Source organism: Candidatus Micropelagos thuwalensis, from assembly GCF_000469155.1.
Classification (GTDB): Bacteria; Pseudomonadota; Alphaproteobacteria; order RS24; family RS24; genus Micropelagius; species Micropelagius thuwalensis.
On record NZ_AWXE01000001.1, the window covers coordinates 1 to 16554 of the forward strand.

The window sequence follows — 16554 nt, forward strand, 5'->3', positions numbered from 1 at the left end:
CTTCCGTACGACGGATGTGACGGGTGTTTGTCAGTTGCCGAGCGGTACTGAGATGGTTATGCCCGGCGATAATGTTGAGATGGAAGTTGAACTGATTGTGCCAATTGCGATGGAAGAGAAACTGCGCTTTGCGATCCGTGAAGGCGGCAGAACAGTCGGCGCAGGCGTCGTCTCATCAATCATCGAGTAGGACTTCTATAAAGGTGAATAGAATTATCGCTTTAGGAGTGTAGCTCAATTGGTAGAGCACCGGTCTCCAAAACCGGGGGTTGGGGGTTCGAGTCCCTCCACTCCTGCCACCGGTAAGGAGACACCCTAAAAAGCGTAAGGCTCAATAGGTCTCTGTTAATTAGGCAGGATTTATAAAGTTTTGAAGGTCAGGAATAGTTGCGTTATCCTGACACATAGGAAGAAGAGGCTCATCATGGCAAACCCATTTGGATTTCTGCAGGAAGTTCGTTCCGAAGTCCGCAAGGTTACATGGCCGACACGTCGGGAAACCATGATTACGACTGTGATGGTTTTCATAATGGCCGTGATTGCTTCTGTTTTCTTTTTCATTGCTGACCAGATATTCGGCTTTTTAGTTCAGCTACTTCTGGATATTGGGAATTAATAATTGATGGCTCATAAATGGTACATCGTGCACGCCTATTCTAACTTCGAACAGAAGGTGGCTGACAGCATTCAGGAGCAAGCGCGCATTTCGGGTTTGGAGGATCTCTTTGAAGAAATTCTGGTCCCTACCGAAGAGGTGGTCGAGCTAAGACGTGGACGCAAGGTAAATGCAGAACGCAAGTTTTTCCCCGGTTATGTGCTGGTTAAAGTGGATTTGACAGATGATGCATATCATTTGGTAAAAAATACACCGAAGGTTACGGGTTTTCTGGGTGCTGAAAACCGTCCGACACCTATCCCTCAACGCGAAGTTGATCGCATCGTTAATCAGGTGCAAGAGGGGGTAGAGCGTCCGAAACCTTCAGTGATTTACGAAATTGGCGAGCAGATCCGTGTTTGTGACGGGCCTTTCGCTTCCTTCAACGGTCTTGTCGAAGAGATTGATGAAGAAAAGGCACGGTTGAAAGTTTCCGTGTCAATTTTCGGTCGGGCTACGCCGGTCGAGCTTGAATATGGGCAGGTTGAAAAACTCTGAACATGAATAACGCGGGAGCGTCATTTGACGTGTTGGACCGCGGACCATAATCGCAATGCCGGAAGTTGGATGCTTCTGGATGAAAGGAACGAGAGATGGCTAAAAAGATTGAAGGCTACCTGAAAATGCAGGTGCCGGCGGGAGGCGCAAGCCCATCCCCGCCCATCGGTCCAGCGCTGGGACAGCGTGGGTTGAATATCATGGAATTTTGCAAGGCGTTTAATGCCAAGACGCAGGAAATGGAAAAAGATATTCCTATTCCAACAATTGTGACGATCTTCGAAGACAAGTCTTTCACATTCGAGATTAAGACGCCGCCAGCTTCTTTTTATCTCAGAAAGGCAGCTAAATTATCCAAAGGTGGCAGTCTGCCAGGTCGTGAAGTTGCCGGGTCTGTCACGATGGATCAGTGTCGTGAAATCGCCAATGAGAAATTAAAAGACCTCAATACCAATGATGTGGAACAAGCTGCCAAGCAAATTGCTGGTTCTGCCCGCGCCATGGGTCTAGAAGTGAGGGGGGCGTAATGGCTACTGCAAAACGCATTAAATCCGCCAGAGAAGGCATTGACCCCAAAAAACTATATTCCCTTGAGGAAGCCGTAAAGCTTGTTAAAGAACGCGCAACCGCGAAATTTGACGAAACCATTGAGGTTGCTTTGAATCTTGGCGTTGACCCGCGTCACGCTGACCAAATGGTTCGCGGCGTCGTTGAATTGCCGAATGGTAGTGGACGTTCTGTTCGTGTTGCTGTTTTTGCAAAAGACGCCAAAGCTGATGAGGCCAAGGAAGCCGGTGCAGATTTAGTCGGTGCTGAGGATCTTATGGAAACGGTTCAGGCTGGCACAATCGATTTTGATCGGTGCATTGCCACGCCGGATATGATGCCGCTTGTTGGTCGCTTGGGTAAAGTGCTTGGCCCGCGTAATTTGATGCCGAATCCGAAAGTTGGCACTGTGACGACAGATGTTGCCGAAGCTGTTAAGGCGGCTAAGGGTGGTGCGGTTGAATTCCGTGTAGAAAAAGCGGGTATTGTTCATGCTGGTGTTGGTAAGGCCAGTTTCAGTGAAGAGCAAATTACCGGAAATGTTCAGGCATTCTTGACTGCTGTACAAAAAGCGCGCCCTAGCGGTGCGAAAGGAACATTTATTAAACGTATCGCGCTGAGTTCCTCTATGGGGCCTGGTGTGAAGATTGACGTCGCGGCTGCTGCCGACGGCTAAATATTTGGCGTTTGCGCCAGATAGGCGGTTTTACCGTCGAATGACTGTCCGAGATTTCGGGTGTCGCTATTAGCGGCTTAATTTCCCGGATGAGACGGGTGAAGGTTTTACCGGTTTTACCGGTTTGGGCTGGACCCGGGACAGATGAACTGTCGATTTATCTGAGCTTTGGCTTAGCTAACTGGGCAAAACTGAACCGGTGTGTCGTTTAGGCTTTATAGGCCACGACGTCCGCCCCCAAGCGCACAGGGGTTGTGCGCACGGAGAGAGAAAGTGGATAGAGCGACAAAAGAAAAGCTCGTTGAGCACTTCGGTGGCGTCTTTGCAGATGCTGGCGTTGTGGTTGTCACCCACTATGCCGGGTTGACGGTGCCGCAAATGGAAGATCTGCGTCATCGTGCGGCCGAGGTTGGCGGTAGCGTAAAAGTTACCAAGAACCGTTTGGTTAAACTCGCTCTCGCAGATACTAATGCTGAACCTCTGGTTGACCTTTTTAACGGCCCAACTGCGATCGTCTATTCTGAAGATCCAGTCGCCGCGCCAAAGATTGCCGCTGATTTTGCTAAAGATAACCAAGACCTAAAATTATTGGGTGGGGTTATGGGCGACAAAATCCTGAATGAGGTTGAGGTTAAAAATCTGGCATCATTGCCATCATTGGATGCTCTTAGGGGCAAACTTGTCGGATTATTGAATGCACCAGCTACAAAAATAGCCGGTGTAACGCAAGCCCCTGCTGGTCAACTGGCGCGGGTTATTGGTGCTTATGCTGCGAAGGGTGAGGCTTAATTAAAGCCAATCCGGATATTTGAAGGAGTAGAAAATATGGCTGATCTTGAAAAGATTGCTGAAGAACTCTCAAGCCTGACAGTGCTTGAAGCTGCAGAACTGTCAACACTTCTTGAAGAGAAGTGGGGCGTTTCTGCTGCGGCCCCAGTAGCTGTTGCTGCTGCGGCTCCTGCAGGCGATGCTGGTGGTGCTGCTGAAGAAAAAGACAGCTTCACCATTGTTCTGGCTGCTGCTGGCGACCAGAAAATCAACGTCATCAAAGAGGTTCGGGCGATTACCGGCCTTGGTTTGAAAGAAGCTAAGGAAATCGTGGAAAGCGCACCGAAAGATGTCAAAGAAGACGTTCCAGCTGCAGAAGCCAACGAGTTGAAAGAAAAACTCGAAGCCGCAGGTGCTACTGTAGAGCTTAAATAAGTTGATGGGGCGGGGTTAGCCCCGCCCCTGACATCCTCATCCACGGAGTGTGGGGATGCGTATATTACTTATTACTCCGTAAAATTTATTGCTGCGAGCGAGGAAACCACATGTCGCAAGCTTATGCCGGACGCAAACGTATAAGACGCTCTTTTGGACGTATCCCTAAAGTTCTGGATATGCCTAACCTCATTGAGGTTCAAAAATATTCCTATGATCAGTTTTTGCAGGCGGAAGAACCTGATGGCGGTCGGGAAGATATGGGCCTGCAGGCCGTATTTAAATCGGTTTTTCCAATCGATGATTTCGCGAAAACATCTCGACTGGAATTCGTATCTTATGAATTTGAACAACCGAAATATGATGTTGAGGAATGTCAACAACGTGGCATGACCTTTGCCGCTCCACTCAAGGTTACGCTCAATCTCATTGTTTATGATGTAGATGAGGAAACCGAGGCACGTTCAATTAAAGGCATTAAACAACAAGAAGTTTACATGGGCGATTTGCCGCTTATGACTTCTAACGGCACATTTGTTGTGAATGGCACCGAGCGGGTTATTGTTTCTCAAATGCACCGGAGCCCTGGCGTATTTTTTGATCATGATCGCGGGAAAACCCATGCCTCAGGCAAGCTTCTGTTTGCGGCGCGCGTTATCCCTTATCGTGGCTCCTGGCTCGATTTTGAATTTGACGCTAAAGATATTCTTTTTGTACGTATTGATCGCCGTCGGAAACTGCCGGCAACAATGCTGTTGCATGCGCTTGACTTTGATGATGAAGAAATCTTGTCTCTGTTCTATGAAAGCATCAACTTCTCGCGCAAGGATGATAAATGGGTTACACCTTTTGATAAGGATGCCCGTCGCGGTACAAAACCTGCTTTTGATTTAATTGACGCCAAAACTGGAAAAGTGGCAATTGAAGCTGGCAAGAAAATTACCCCGCGCCTTGCTAAAAACCTCGAAGAAGATGGGCTTGAAAATCTTCTCGTCAGTGATGAGGAAGTGATTGGTCGTTTCCTTGCTGAAGAGGTCTTCAACATGGAAACTGGTGAGATCTATGCCGAAGCCGGTGACGAGATTACCGAAGACTTGCTTGCTTCATTGCTTGAAAATGGTCACACGGAAATTTCCACACTGAATACGGATCCGATTAATAAAGGTCCGTTTATCCGTAACACGTTGCAGGCGGATAAGTCTTCAGACAAGCTGACAGCGCTTGAAGAAATTTATCGTGTCATGCGCCCGGGTGAGCCGCCGACAGCTGAGACAGCTCAAACCCTGTTTGATGGTCTTTTCTTTGATGAAGAAAGATATGACCTTTCATCTGTTGGCCGTGTGAAAATGAATATTCGTCTTGAATTGGATTGTGATGACGATGTCAAAATTCTAAGGAAAGAAGATATCGTCGCCGTAATGCGGACACTTGTTGATTTGCGTGATGGCAAGGGCGAGATTGACGATATCGATAATCTTGGAAACCGTCGTGTGCGGTCCGTCGGTGAGCTGATGGAAAACCAATATCGTGTCGGTCTTTTGCGCATGGAGCGTGCTATTCGTGAGCGCATGAGTTCTGTCGATAATGATACGGTGATGCCGCAGGATTTGATTAATGCAAAACCTGCTGCTGCTGCGGTTCGTGAGTTCTTTGGGTCATCCCAGCTTTCTCAGTTCATGGACCAAACCAATCCTCTTTCTGAGATTACGCATAAGCGTCGTCTTTCAGCCCTTGGCCCGGGTGGTTTAACGCGTGAACGAGCAGGTTTTGAAGTGCGTGACGTACACCCAACACATTACGGCAGAATTTGCCCGATTGAAACGCCAGAGGGGCCGAATATCGGTCTCATTAACTCGCTGGCGACATTTGCTCGTATCAATAAATATGGCTTCATTGAGAGCCCTTACCGTAAAGTGGTTGACGGTAAAGTGACGGATCAGGTGGATTATCTTTCTGCGATGGAAGAAGCCCGATACCGTGTGGCGCAGGCGACAATTTCATTTAATGAAAAAGGTGTCATTGAAAATGAGCTAATTAACTGTCGTGTGAATGGCGACTTTGAGATGGTGCCGCCTGAAATGGTGAATTATCTTGATGTATCACCTAAGCAGATTGTTTCTGTTGCGGCGGCGTTAATTCCTTTCCTTGAAAATGATGACGCAAACAGAGCGCTTATGGGTTCCAATATGATGCGTCAGGCTGTGCCGCTGCTGCAAGCAGATGCGCCGCTTGTTGGTACAGGTATGGAAGAAGTTGTTGCGAGAGACAGCGGTGCGGCTGTGACCGCCCGTCGCTCCGGTATTGTTGATCAGGTTGACGCGACGCGTATTGTTGTGCGTGTTACGGAAGAGGTCGATGCCTCAAAATCTGGCGTTGATATTTACAATCTTCGGAAGTTCCAGCGTTCTAATCAGTCCACTTGTATTAATCAGCGTCCGCTGGTTAGGGTAGGTGACCGTGTTCAGGCTGGTGATGTCGTTGCCGACGGCCCTTCCACCGAATTAGGTGAATTGGCACTTGGTCGTAACGTGCTTGTCGCGTTTATGCCATGGAATGGTTACAACTTCGAAGACTCAATTCTGATTTCGGAACGCATTGTGCGCGATGATGTGTTTACCTCGGTTCATATTGAAGAGTTCGAAATCATGTCCCGTGATACTAAGCTGGGGCCTGAAGAAATTACGCGTGATATACCCAATGTCGGTGAGGATGCTCTGCGTAACCTCGATGAAGCCGGTATTGTTTATATTGGCGCGGAGGTGAACCCAGGCGACATTCTGGTCGGTAAGATTACACCGAAGGGTGAAAGCCCTATGACACCGGAAGAAAAACTTCTGCGTGCCATTTTTGGAGAGAAAGCCTCTGATGTGAGAGACACATCCCTGAAACTTCCGCCCGGTGCATCGGGTACGGTTGTGGAGGTGCGTGTTTTCAACCGTCACGGCATTGAAAAAGACGAACGTGCATTGGCCATTGAGCGTGAGGAAATCGAAGCCCTCGCAAAAGACCGTGATGATGAATTATTCATCCTTGAGCGTAATGTTTATGACAGACTGCAAGAGTTGTTAAACGGCAAAATTGCCGCCAGCGGTCCAAAGGATATTTCGTCGGAAACAAAAATCACGGAAGCCTTGCTTGAGGATGTGCCGCGCAGTCAGTGGTGGCAGATTGCTCTCAAAAATGACAAAGCTATGTCCGAAGTCGAAGCCTTGAAAAAGCAGTTTGAAGACAGCAGAGCAGCTCTGGAAGCTCGCTTTGAGGACAAGGTTGAAAAGCTTCAGCGTGGTGATGAGTTGCCGCCGGGCGTGATGAAAATGGTCAAGGTCTATGTTGCTGTTAAGCGTAAGCTGCAACCTGGCGATAAAATGGCCGGTCGTCATGGTAACAAAGGTGTTATCAGCCGGATTATGCCTGTTGAAGACATGCCTTATCTTGAGGACGGTACACCTGTTGATATTGTTCTCAACCCGCTAGGTGTGCCAAGCCGGATGAATGTCGGTCAAATTCTTGAAACCCATTTGGGTTGGGCGTGTTCAGGTCTTGGTAAGCAGGTTTCAGATGCGATTACCGCCTACGAGCAAAGCGGCGATGCTTCTCAGGTTAAGCAGACGCTTGCCGGTATTTATGAAGGCGATAATGGTGTCGAGGAGTTATCCGAAGGCGAAGCCGTTGAAATGAGCTACACGCTTAGAAAAGGTGTGCCAATGGCTACGCCGGTATTTGACGGCGCAGTTGAAGAGGACATTGTTGACGTGTTGTCCAATGCGGGGATGGATGCGTCCGGTCAGGTCGTTCTTAGGGACGGGCGGACCGGTGAGGTCTTTGATCGTAAAGTGACGGTTGGCTATATTTATATGCTGAAACTTCACCACTTGGTTGATGATAAAATCCACGCACGTTCTATCGGGCCATACAGTCTTGTCACGCAACAACCACTTGGCGGTAAAGCGCAATTTGGTGGTCAGCGATTTGGTGAGATGGAAGTTTGGGCGTTGGAAGCTTATGGTGCTGCCTATACGTTACAGGAAATGTTGACCGTTAAGTCAGATGATGTGGCGGGTAGAACCAAGGTCTATGAAGCCATTGTTAAAGGCGATGATGCTTTCGAGGCAGGTATTCCTGAGAGCTTCAATGTCTTGGTTAAAGAAATTCGTTCACTCGGCCTCAATGTCGAACTGACGGAAAGTAAACAGAGCGAGTAGTTAATTCGTACCACAGTCGGCAGATGGCCTGCTGACCAGAGAAGGAGAAACGACCTATGAATCAAGAGGTCATGAATATCTTCGGCCCTCAAGGGGGCGTTCAAATGTTTGACCAGATTAGGATTTCCATCGCGAGTCCTGAAAAGATTTTGTCCTGGTCATATGGCGAAATTAAAAAGCCTGAAACAATCAATTATCGTACTTTCAAGCCAGAGCGTGACGGTCTTTTCTGTGCCAGAATTTTTGGGCCTATCAAGGATTATGAATGTCTGTGCGGCAAATATAAGCGCATGAAATATAAAGATATTATCTGCGAAAAATGCGGTGTCGAGGTGACGTTGACCAAGGTACGCCGTGAGCGTATGGGCCATATTGAACTGGCTGCTCCTGTTGCGCATATCTGGTTTTTGAAATCATTGCCAAGTCGTATCGGTCTGTTGTTGGATATGACATTGAAAGACCTGGAGCGTGTGCTTTATTTTGAGAACTTTATTGTTCTCGATCCTATGCTGACGGGTTTGAGTAAAGGCCAGTTGCTGACCGAAGATGAATATTATGAAGCCATGGATGAGTATGGCGATGATAGTTTTGTCGCCGGTATCGGTGCTGAAGCCATCCGTATTATGCTCGCCGAGCTGGATCTCGAAGAACTTCGTGACTTTTTGAAAGTTGAAATCGCAGAAGCCACGACTGAGTTGAAGCCAAAGAAACTTGCTAAGCGCCTTAAGGTTGTTGAAGCCTTTTTGAAGTCAAATAACCGTCCTGAATGGATGATTATGACTGTCATTCCGGTTATTCCGCCGGAACTGCGTCCGCTTGTACCGCTGGATGGTGGTCGTTTTGCAACCTCTGACCTGAACGATTTGTATCGCCGCGTCATCAACCGTAACAATCGTTTGAAAAGACTGATTGAGTTGCGTGCGCCGGATATCATTATCCGTAACGAAAAGCGTATGCTTCAGGAGTCTGTCGATGCGTTATTTGATAATGGACGTCGTGGTCGGGTGATTACGGGAGCGAACAAGCGTCCGTTGAAATCACTCTCTGATATGTTGAAAGGTAAGCAAGGGCGTTTCCGTCAGAACTTGCTCGGTAAACGTGTTGATTATTCTGGTCGTTCGGTGATTGTGGTCGGCCCGGAGCTAAAATTGCATCAATGCGGCCTGCCGAAGAAAATGGCGCTGGAACTGTTTAAACCATTTATTTATGCACGGCTTGAGGCCAAAGGCCTGTCTTCTACTGTTAAGCAGTCTAAGAAGATGGTTGAGAAAGCACGTCCTGAAGTTTGGGATATTCTGGATGAAGTTATTCGTGAGCATCCGGTTTTGTTGAACCGTGCGCCGACGCTTCACCGTCTTGGTATCCAGGCATTTGAGCCGGTTTTGATTGAAGGTAAAGCCATTCAATTACACCCGCTTGTTTGTGCTGCTTTTAATGCGGACTTTGACGGCGACCAAATGGCTGTTCATGTGCCGCTGTCGCTTGAGGCACAGCTTGAAGCGCGTGTTTTGATGATGTCCACGAATAATATTCTTCATCCGGCTAACGGGTCCCCGATTATTGTTCCGTCTCAGGATATTGTCCTTGGCCTTTATTATATCACTCTGATGCGTGAAGGCGCCCCAGGTGAAGGTATGGTTTTTGCCACAATGTCGGAAGTCGAGCATGCACTCGATAACGGTGTTGTGACCATTCACACTAAGATTAAAGCACGGGTTGGCAGTTTTGATGATGAAGGTAACCCGATTACCGAAATCGTCGAAACCACCCCAGGTCGGATGATGGTCGCGCAGGAACTGCCAAAACATCCTGCTGTCCCTTATTCAACGGTGAACAAATTGCTTACGAAGAAAGAAATTTCTAAAGCGATTAACTCTGTCTATCGCCATTGCGGTCAAAAAGAGACAGTTCTGTTCTGTGACCACATCATGTTCCTCGGTTTCCGTCAGGCCTGTAAGGCGGGTATTTCCTTTGGTAAAGACGATATGGTCATTCCTGAAGAGAAGCTGCCACTGATAGATGAAACTCAGCAACTCGCTAAGGAATATGAACAGCAATATATTGATGGCCTGATTACGCAAGGCGAGAAATATAACAAAGTTGTTGATGCCTGGGCGAAGTGTACCGATCGTGTGGCTGAAGTGATGATGGGTAAAATTTCATCCCTGAATCCTGAGGATGCTGATCCGAACGGCTTTATTAATTCCATCTACATGATGGCTCATTCTGGTGCGCGTGGTTCACCTGCTCAGATGAAGCAATTGGCTGGTATGCGTGGTCTGATGGCGAAACCTTCTGGTGAAATTATCGAAACGCCGATTATTTCAAATTTTAAAGAAGGTCTTTCGGTTCTGGAATACTTCAACTCCACTCACGGGGCCCGTAAAGGCCTTGCTGATACAGCTCTGAAAACTGCTAACTCCGGTTATCTGACCCGTCGTCTTGTTGATGTTGCACAAGATTGCATCATTACGGAAGATGATTGCGGTACATCCGAAGGTTTGACTGTTTCTGCTGTAATTGATGCAGGTGAAGTGATCACATCTTTGTCTGAACGTGTTCTTGGTCGTGTTCCGACGGATGATGTTGTTGATCCGGTTACCGGGGAAGTTATCGTCAAAAAAGGCGAGATGATCCTCGAAGAGCATGCCGATGCGATTGACTCGGCAAATCTTGTTGGTATCAAAATTAGATCTGTTCTGACCTGTGAAACACGTCACGGTGTTTGCGCTCATTGTTACGGTCGTGACCTTGCACGCGGAACGCCTGTGAATATGGGTGAAGCTGTTGGTGTTATTGCCGCACAGTCTATTGGTGAGCCTGGTACGCAGCTGACGATGCGGACGTTCCACATTGGTGGTACGGCGCAGGTGGTTGACCAATCTTTCGTGGAAGCCAATGCCGATGGTTTGATTTCTCTTGAGAATGTCAATGTCGTTTCAGATAGTGCAGGCAGGCTTGTTGTTATGGATCGTAACGTCACAGTTAAGATTGTTGATGAAAACGGTCTTGAACGTGCAAGCCATAAACTCACATACGGTACACGTTTGCGGGTTAAAAACGGCGATGAAATCAAGCGCGGCGAGCGTATTGGTGAATGGGAGCCTTATGCTCTGCCAATTCTGACGGAAGTCGAAGGGGAGGTGCATTTTGAGGATGTCGTTGAAGGTGTCTCGATTAATGAGGTGACTGACGAAGCGACGGGTATTTCCCAACGTGTTGTGATTGACCCTCAATCTGGTTCCAAAGCGGCTGATTTGAAGCCTGCCATTGTTCTGAAAGACGATAAAGGTGCGATTAAAACGCTGGCGAGCGGTAAGGAAGCCAGATACTTACTTTCAGTAGGCTCGATTTTGTCAGTTGAAGCAGGCGCCAAAGTCCATGCCGGTGATACATTGGCGCGTATTCCTACTGAAGGCGCGACATCCAGTGATATTACTGGTGGTCTGCCGCGTGTTGCCGAACTTTTTGAGGCTCGTCGTCCAAAAGAGCATGCGATTATTGCTGAAATTGGCGGGACAATTGAATTTGGGCGTGATTATAAAAATAAACGCCGGATTACAATTCACCCGGATGACGAGTCGCTTGAAAAAGTTGAATATCTTGTTCCTAAAGCCAAACACCTTTCCGTTCAGGATGGGGATCGTATTGAAAAAGGCGATTATCTGATTGATGGTCTACCGGCTCCGCACGATATTTTGGCGATTTTCGGTGTTGAAGATCTTGCAGCATACCTTGTTAATGAAATTCAAGATGTCTACCGACTGCAAGGCGTGACGATTAATGATAAGCATATTGAGGTCATTGTACGTCAAATGCTTCAGAAAATTGAAATTGAAAATCAAGGAGATAGCGACTTTTTACCGGGTGAACAGACAGACAGGGTCGAATTTGACGAAGTCAATGAAAAGCTTGTCGCGGAGGGCAAAGAGCCGGCTAAAGGTTCGCCTGTCCTTTTGGGGATCACCAAAGCGTCATTGCAGACGCGGTCATTTATCTCAGCGGCTTCCTTCCAGGAAACCACACGCGTGCTGACTGAAGCTGCCATTAACGGTAAAGAAGATAGCCTCGTTGGTCTGAAAGAAAATGTCATTGTCGGACGTCTGATACCTGCCGGTACTGGCGGGGTGATGCAACGTCTGAAATCCGAAGCTTCTGAGCGTGATAAAGCACTCTTAGAAGATGAGGTTGACGTTGAAACTACACTAGAAACTGAGGTTTAGTTTTGAGAGAAATTTAAGGTGTAAAAACCTTGAATTTCTCTTGAAATCCGGTTGACAGTGTGAGTTGCATTAGCTAAAAAACACACACTTTAGTAGCAGGGCCGTAGGTTCATAATATATGTCGCGACTTTGGTGGCATATCAAATACCTAAACGCTGTTGTTTTATTGAAGTAATTATTGGGTGCATGATTTCGGCTAATCCGAAATCCTCTGTGAAGTGAGTCTTCAGACCTTTTCGATTTAGGCGGTGTCTGCAGACTTTTTGGTTTTTCTTGTGTCTGAATTTGGACGCGCAGAGAAGCCTTTTTTGTGTTTGGAAATTGGGCGAGACATATGCCAACGATAAACCAGTTGATCCGCAAGCCGCGGAAAAAGATTGTAAAACGGAATAAGGTTCCAGCCATGGAAGCCTGTCCGCAAAAACGCGGTGTTTGCACACGCGTTTATACAACGACACCAAAAAAACCAAACTCCGCGCTGCGTAAAGTGGCGCGTGTTCGTTTGACGAACGGGTTTGAGGTGACGAGTTACATACCCGGCGAGGGTCATAATCTTCAGGAGCACTCCGTTGTCATGATTCGCGGAGGTCGTGTTAAAGACCTGCCAGGTGTTCGTTATCATATTGTACGCGGTGTTCTGGATACGCAGGGCGTTAAAGACCGTAAGCAGCGCCGTTCTAAATATGGCGCGAAGCGTCCGAAATAGGAGTTTTTTACTATGTCACGTCGCCATCGCGCAGAAAAACGAGAAATTAACCCTGATGCCAAATATGGGGATGTTGTTCTGACCAAGTTCATGAACAGCCTCATGTTGCACGGTAAAAAATCAATCGCAGAAAAAATTCTCTATGCCGCGCTTGATCAGGTTGAAAGCAAAATTAGTCGTAACCCTGTCGAGGTCTTCCATGAGGCCCTTGAAAATGTGATGCCTGCTGTTGAGGTTCGCTCGCGTCGTGTGGGGGGTGCAACATATCAAGTGCCGGTTGAAGTCCGCGCCGATCGTAAGGCTGCGCTTGCTATTCGCTGGTTGATTGCTGCTGCGCGTGCCCGCGGTGAAAACACCATGGTTGATCGTCTGGCTGGTGAGTTTCTGGATGCCGTTAATAATCGCGGTAATGCTGTTAAAAAACGCGAAGATACGCACCGTATGGCGGAGGCCAACCGTGCCTTCTCACATTATCGCTGGTAATTGAAATCTAAAGGATCCCAAGAATGTCTCGTAAAACGCCCCTAGAAGATTATCGCAATATCGGCATCATGGCTCACATTGATGCCGGCAAGACGACAACGACAGAACGGATTCTTTACTATACCGGCGTTAGCTATAAAATTGGCGAAGTCCATGATGGTGCGGCCACTATGGACTGGATGGAGCAAGAACAAGAGCGCGGTATCACTATTACATCCGCTGCCACGACCTGTTTTTGGAATGATAAGCGTATTAACATCATCGACACACCCGGTCACGTTGACTTCACTATTGAGGTTGAGCGTTCTTTGCGGGTTTTGGATGGTGCTGTCGCTGTTTTTGACTCTGTTGCTGGCGTTGAGCCGCAATCTGAAACAGTTTGGCGTCAGGCGGATAAATATTCTGTCCCGCGTATGTGTTTTGTTAATAAAATGGATCGCACGGGCGCAGACTTCTTTAGATGTGTTGAAATGATTAAAGACCGTTTGGGGTCAACGCCGTTGGTAGCTCAGTTACCGATTGGTGCTGAGGCCGAGTATGAAGGTCTTATAGATCTCATCAAAATGAAGGAAGTTCTCTGGAAAGCTGAGGATCTTGGCGCGGAATATGAATATGTCGATATCCGTGACGACCTTAAAGCGCAAGCCGACGAATATCGCTCCATGCTCATCGAAATGGCTGTTGAGGTTGATGATGATGTCATGGAAGCCTATCTTGAAGGTGAGGAGCCTGACGAAGAAACCCTCATTCGCTGCATTCGTAAAGGCACGATTGATCAAAACTTTGTACCTGTTCTGAATGGGACAGCGTTTAAAAACAAAGGTGTTCAGCCTTTACTCGACGCTGTGGTGAACTTTATGCCATCACCGCTAGATGTCCCTGCGATTACCGGTATTGATGCCAAAACAGAAGAAGAAATTACACGTGAAAGCTCTGACGATGCGCCACTGTCTATGCTGGCTTTTAAAATTGCCAATGATCCGTTTGTTGGCTCTTTGACTTTCGCCCGTATTTATTCCGGTAAGCTTGAAAGTGGTCAGACGCTTGTCAATACTGTGAAAGATAAGCGTGAGCGTATCGGTCGTATGCTTCAAATGCATGCTAATTCCCGTGAAGAAATTAAAGATGCTGTTGCCGGTGACATTGTTGCCCTTGTTGGTCTGAAAGACACAACAACAGGTGACACATTATGCGTGCAAGAAAGCCCTGTTATTTTGGAAAGAATGGAATTCCCAGATCCAGTGATCGAGGTTGCTGTTGAGCCGAAAACCAAGGGAGACCAAGAAAAAATGGGTCTTGCTTTGAGTCGCCTGGCGCAGGAAGACCCGTCTTTCCGTGTTAAATCCGACGAAGAAAGCGGTCAGACCGTTATCGCCGGTATGGGCGAGTTACATCTTGATATCATTGTTGATCGCATGAAGCGTGAGTTCAAGGTGGAGGCCAATGTTGGTGCACCGCAAGTGGCTTATCGCGAGACCTTCACAAAGGTAACCGATGTTGATTACACGCACAAAAAACAAACGGGTGGTTCCGGTCAGTTCGCTCGTGTGAAAATGACTATCGAGCCACTTGAGCCGGGTGGCGGGTTTGAGTTTGAAAACAAAATTGTCGGTGGTGCCATTCCTAAGGAATATATCCCTGGCGTTGAAAAGGGCATTGAAAGCGTCCGTGAAAATGGCGTGCTTGCAGGTTTCCCGATGATTGACTTCAAAGTCATCCTTCATGATGGGGCATATCACGATGTTGACTCCAGTGTCATGGCATTCGAAATCGCTGCACGTGCTGCTTTCCGTGAAGCTTCTAGAGAAGCCGGTGCGAAATTGCTGGAGCCTATCATGGCTGTTGAGGTTGTTACCCCAGACGAGCATATGGGCGATGTTATTGGTGACCTAAACAGTCGTCGTGGGCAGGTTCGCGGTACAGAAGCCAGAGGCAATGCTTCGGTAATTGAATCAATGGTGCCTTTGGCAAATATGTTTGGTTATGTGAACAATTTGCGTTCTATGACACAGGGCCGTGCCCAGTACAGTATGCTTTTTGATCACTATGAACCCGTGCCACAAGCCGTGTCAGATGAAGTTCTGTCACAACTGGCCTAACAATTAATTGAGTATTTAGAACATCATCAAGCTGGAGAGAGATAGACATGTCGAAAGAGAAGTTTGAGCGCACGAAGCCCCACGTTAACATTGGCACGATTGGTCACGTTGACCATGGTAAGACGACGTTGACGGCAGCGATTACGAAGGTTTTGTCTGAGCATGGCGGAGCTGAGTTTTCTGATTATGCTGATATTGATAAGGCCCCAGAGGAGAAGGAGCGCGGCATCACGATTTCCACGGCTCACGTTGAGTATGAGACTGAAGGTCGTCACTATGCGCATGTTGATTGCCCTGGTCACGCTGACTATGTGAAGAACATGATTACTGGAGCGGCTCAGATGGATGGCGCGATTTTGGTTGTTAACGCTGCCGATGGTCCTATGCCTCAGACGCGTGAGCATATTCTTCTTGCGCGTCAGGTTGGTGTTCCTGCACTTGTTGTTTTTTTGAACAAGGTTGACCAGGTTGACGATGATGAGCTTCTTGAGCTTGTTGAGATGGAGGTTCGTGAGCTTTTATCTTCTTATGAGTTCCCTGGCGACGATATTCCGATTGTTAAGGGTTCTGCGCTTGCGGCGCTTGAGGGTCGTGATGATACGATTGGCAAGGAAGCGATTTTGTCACTTATGAGTGAGGTTGACGCTTATATTCCTCAGCCAGACCGCCCTAAGGATCAGCCATTTTTGATGCCGATTGAGGATGTTTTCTCGATTTCTGGTCGTGGTACGGTTGTTACGGGTCGTGTTGAGCGGGGTATTATCAATGTTGGCGAAGAGATTGAGATTGTTGGTATCAAAGAGACCCAGACGACGACTTGTACTGGTGTTGAGATGTTCCGCAAGCTTCTTGATCAAGGTGAGGCTGGCGATAATGTTGGTGTTCTTCTTCGTGGTACGAAGCGTGAGGAAGTTGAGCGTGGTCAGGTTCTTTGTCATCCCGGCACGATCAAGCCACACACGAAGTTCAAGGCTGAGGCTTATATTTTGACGAAAGAGGAGGGTGGTCGTCATACGCCATTCTTCACGAATTATCGTCCGCAGTTTTACTTCCGTACGACGGATGTGACGGGTGTTTGTCAGTTGCCGAGCGGTACTGAGATGGTTATGCCCGGCGATAATGTTGAGATGGAAGTTGAACTGATTGTGCCAATTGCGATGGAAGAGAAACTGCGCTTTGCGATCCGTGAAGGCGGCAGAACAGTCGGCGCAGGCGTCGTCTCATCAATCATCGAGTAGGACTTCTAGGTAAGGTTAGGATTGG

General features: G+C 47.7%; 13 protein-coding genes and 1 tRNA gene. All 14 read left to right on the forward strand.

Annotated features, from left to right (window positions below; translation table 11 throughout):
- On the forward strand, positions 1-190 hold a 190-nt coding region (locus RS24_RS00005), incomplete at its 5' end, for an EF-Tu C-terminal domain-related protein (protein WP_021776114.1).
- A 33-nt stretch (positions 191-223) separates the two neighbouring features.
- A tRNA-Trp gene (locus RS24_RS00010) sits at positions 224-299 on the forward strand.
- 125 nt (positions 300-424) lie between these two features.
- A complete protein-coding gene (gene secE / locus RS24_RS00015) occupies positions 425-616 on the forward strand; it encodes a preprotein translocase subunit SecE (protein WP_021776115.1) in 192 nt (63 codons plus the stop codon).
- A gap of 6 nt (positions 617-622) precedes the next feature.
- Positions 623-1153, forward strand: a complete 531-nt coding sequence (gene nusG, locus RS24_RS00020) for a transcription termination/antitermination protein NusG (RefSeq protein ID WP_021776116.1) — start codon at positions 623-625, stop codon at positions 1151-1153.
- 95 nt (positions 1154-1248) lie between these two features.
- Positions 1249-1680, forward strand: a complete 432-nt coding sequence (gene rplK / locus RS24_RS00025; RefSeq protein ID WP_021776117.1) for a 50S ribosomal protein L11 — start codon at positions 1249-1251, stop codon at positions 1678-1680.
- Positions 1680-2375, forward strand: coding sequence for a 50S ribosomal protein L1 (gene rplA / locus RS24_RS00030; protein ID WP_021776118.1), 696 nt, complete (start codon positions 1680-1682; stop codon positions 2373-2375). Before rplK ends, rplA begins: the two co-directional genes overlap by 1 nt.
- A 273-nt stretch (positions 2376-2648) precedes the next feature.
- Positions 2649-3164, forward strand: coding sequence for a 50S ribosomal protein L10 (gene rplJ / locus RS24_RS00035; RefSeq protein WP_021776119.1), 516 nt, complete (start codon positions 2649-2651; stop codon positions 3162-3164).
- A 36-nt stretch (positions 3165-3200) separates the two neighbouring features.
- Positions 3201-3578: a 50S ribosomal protein L7/L12 gene (rplL, locus tag RS24_RS00040; protein WP_021776120.1), complete on the forward strand. Its 378-nt coding sequence runs from the start codon at positions 3201-3203 to the stop codon at positions 3576-3578.
- A 110-nt stretch (positions 3579-3688) separates the two neighbouring features.
- Positions 3689-7780 (forward strand): DNA-directed RNA polymerase subunit beta, encoded by a 4092-nt coding sequence (gene rpoB / locus RS24_RS00045; protein WP_021776121.1) that lies wholly within the window; start codon positions 3689-3691, stop codon positions 7778-7780.
- A gap of 56 nt (positions 7781-7836) precedes the next feature.
- Entirely contained in the window at positions 7837-12003 is a 4167-nt protein-coding gene (gene rpoC, locus RS24_RS00050) for a DNA-directed RNA polymerase subunit beta' (protein ID WP_021776122.1), read from the forward strand.
- A 334-nt stretch (positions 12004-12337) separates the two neighbouring features.
- Entirely contained in the window at positions 12338-12709 is a 372-nt protein-coding gene (gene rpsL, locus RS24_RS00055; protein ID WP_038300384.1) for a 30S ribosomal protein S12, read from the forward strand.
- Positions 12710-12721: 12 nt separating this feature from the next.
- Positions 12722-13192, forward strand: coding sequence for a 30S ribosomal protein S7 (gene rpsG / locus RS24_RS00060; RefSeq protein ID WP_021776123.1), 471 nt, complete (start codon positions 12722-12724; stop codon positions 13190-13192).
- Positions 13193-13215: 23 nt separating this feature from the next.
- Complete coding sequence (gene fusA / locus RS24_RS00065) at positions 13216-15291, forward strand: elongation factor G (protein ID WP_021776124.1); 2076 nt, start codon at positions 13216-13218, stop codon at positions 15289-15291.
- Positions 15292-15338: 47 nt separating this feature from the next.
- Positions 15339-16529, forward strand: coding sequence for an elongation factor Tu (tuf, locus tag RS24_RS00070; protein ID WP_021776125.1), 1191 nt, complete (start codon positions 15339-15341; stop codon positions 16527-16529).
- The last annotated feature ends 25 nt before the right edge of the window (positions 16530-16554 follow it).

Coding starts and splice junctions, on each gene's coding strand:
- secE (WP_021776115.1), top strand. CDS start 425: ATGGCAAACCCATTTGGATTTCTGCAGGAAGTTCGTTCCGAAGTCCGC.
- nusG (WP_021776116.1), top strand. CDS start 623: ATGGCTCATAAATGGTACATCGTGCACGCCTATTCTAACTTCGAACAG.
- rplK (WP_021776117.1), top strand. CDS start 1,249: ATGGCTAAAAAGATTGAAGGCTACCTGAAAATGCAGGTGCCGGCGGGA.
- rplA (WP_021776118.1), top strand. CDS start 1,680: ATGGCTACTGCAAAACGCATTAAATCCGCCAGAGAAGGCATTGACCCC.
- rplL (WP_021776120.1), top strand. CDS start 3,201: ATGGCTGATCTTGAAAAGATTGCTGAAGAACTCTCAAGCCTGACAGTG.
- rpoB (WP_021776121.1), top strand. CDS start 3,689: ATGTCGCAAGCTTATGCCGGACGCAAACGTATAAGACGCTCTTTTGGA.
- rpoC (WP_021776122.1), top strand. CDS start 7,837: ATGAATCAAGAGGTCATGAATATCTTCGGCCCTCAAGGGGGCGTTCAA.
- rpsL (WP_038300384.1), top strand. CDS start 12,338: ATGCCAACGATAAACCAGTTGATCCGCAAGCCGCGGAAAAAGATTGTA.
- rpsG (WP_021776123.1), top strand. CDS start 12,722: ATGTCACGTCGCCATCGCGCAGAAAAACGAGAAATTAACCCTGATGCC.
- fusA (WP_021776124.1), top strand. CDS start 13,216: ATGTCTCGTAAAACGCCCCTAGAAGATTATCGCAATATCGGCATCATG.
- tuf (WP_021776125.1), top strand. CDS start 15,339: ATGTCGAAAGAGAAGTTTGAGCGCACGAAGCCCCACGTTAACATTGGC.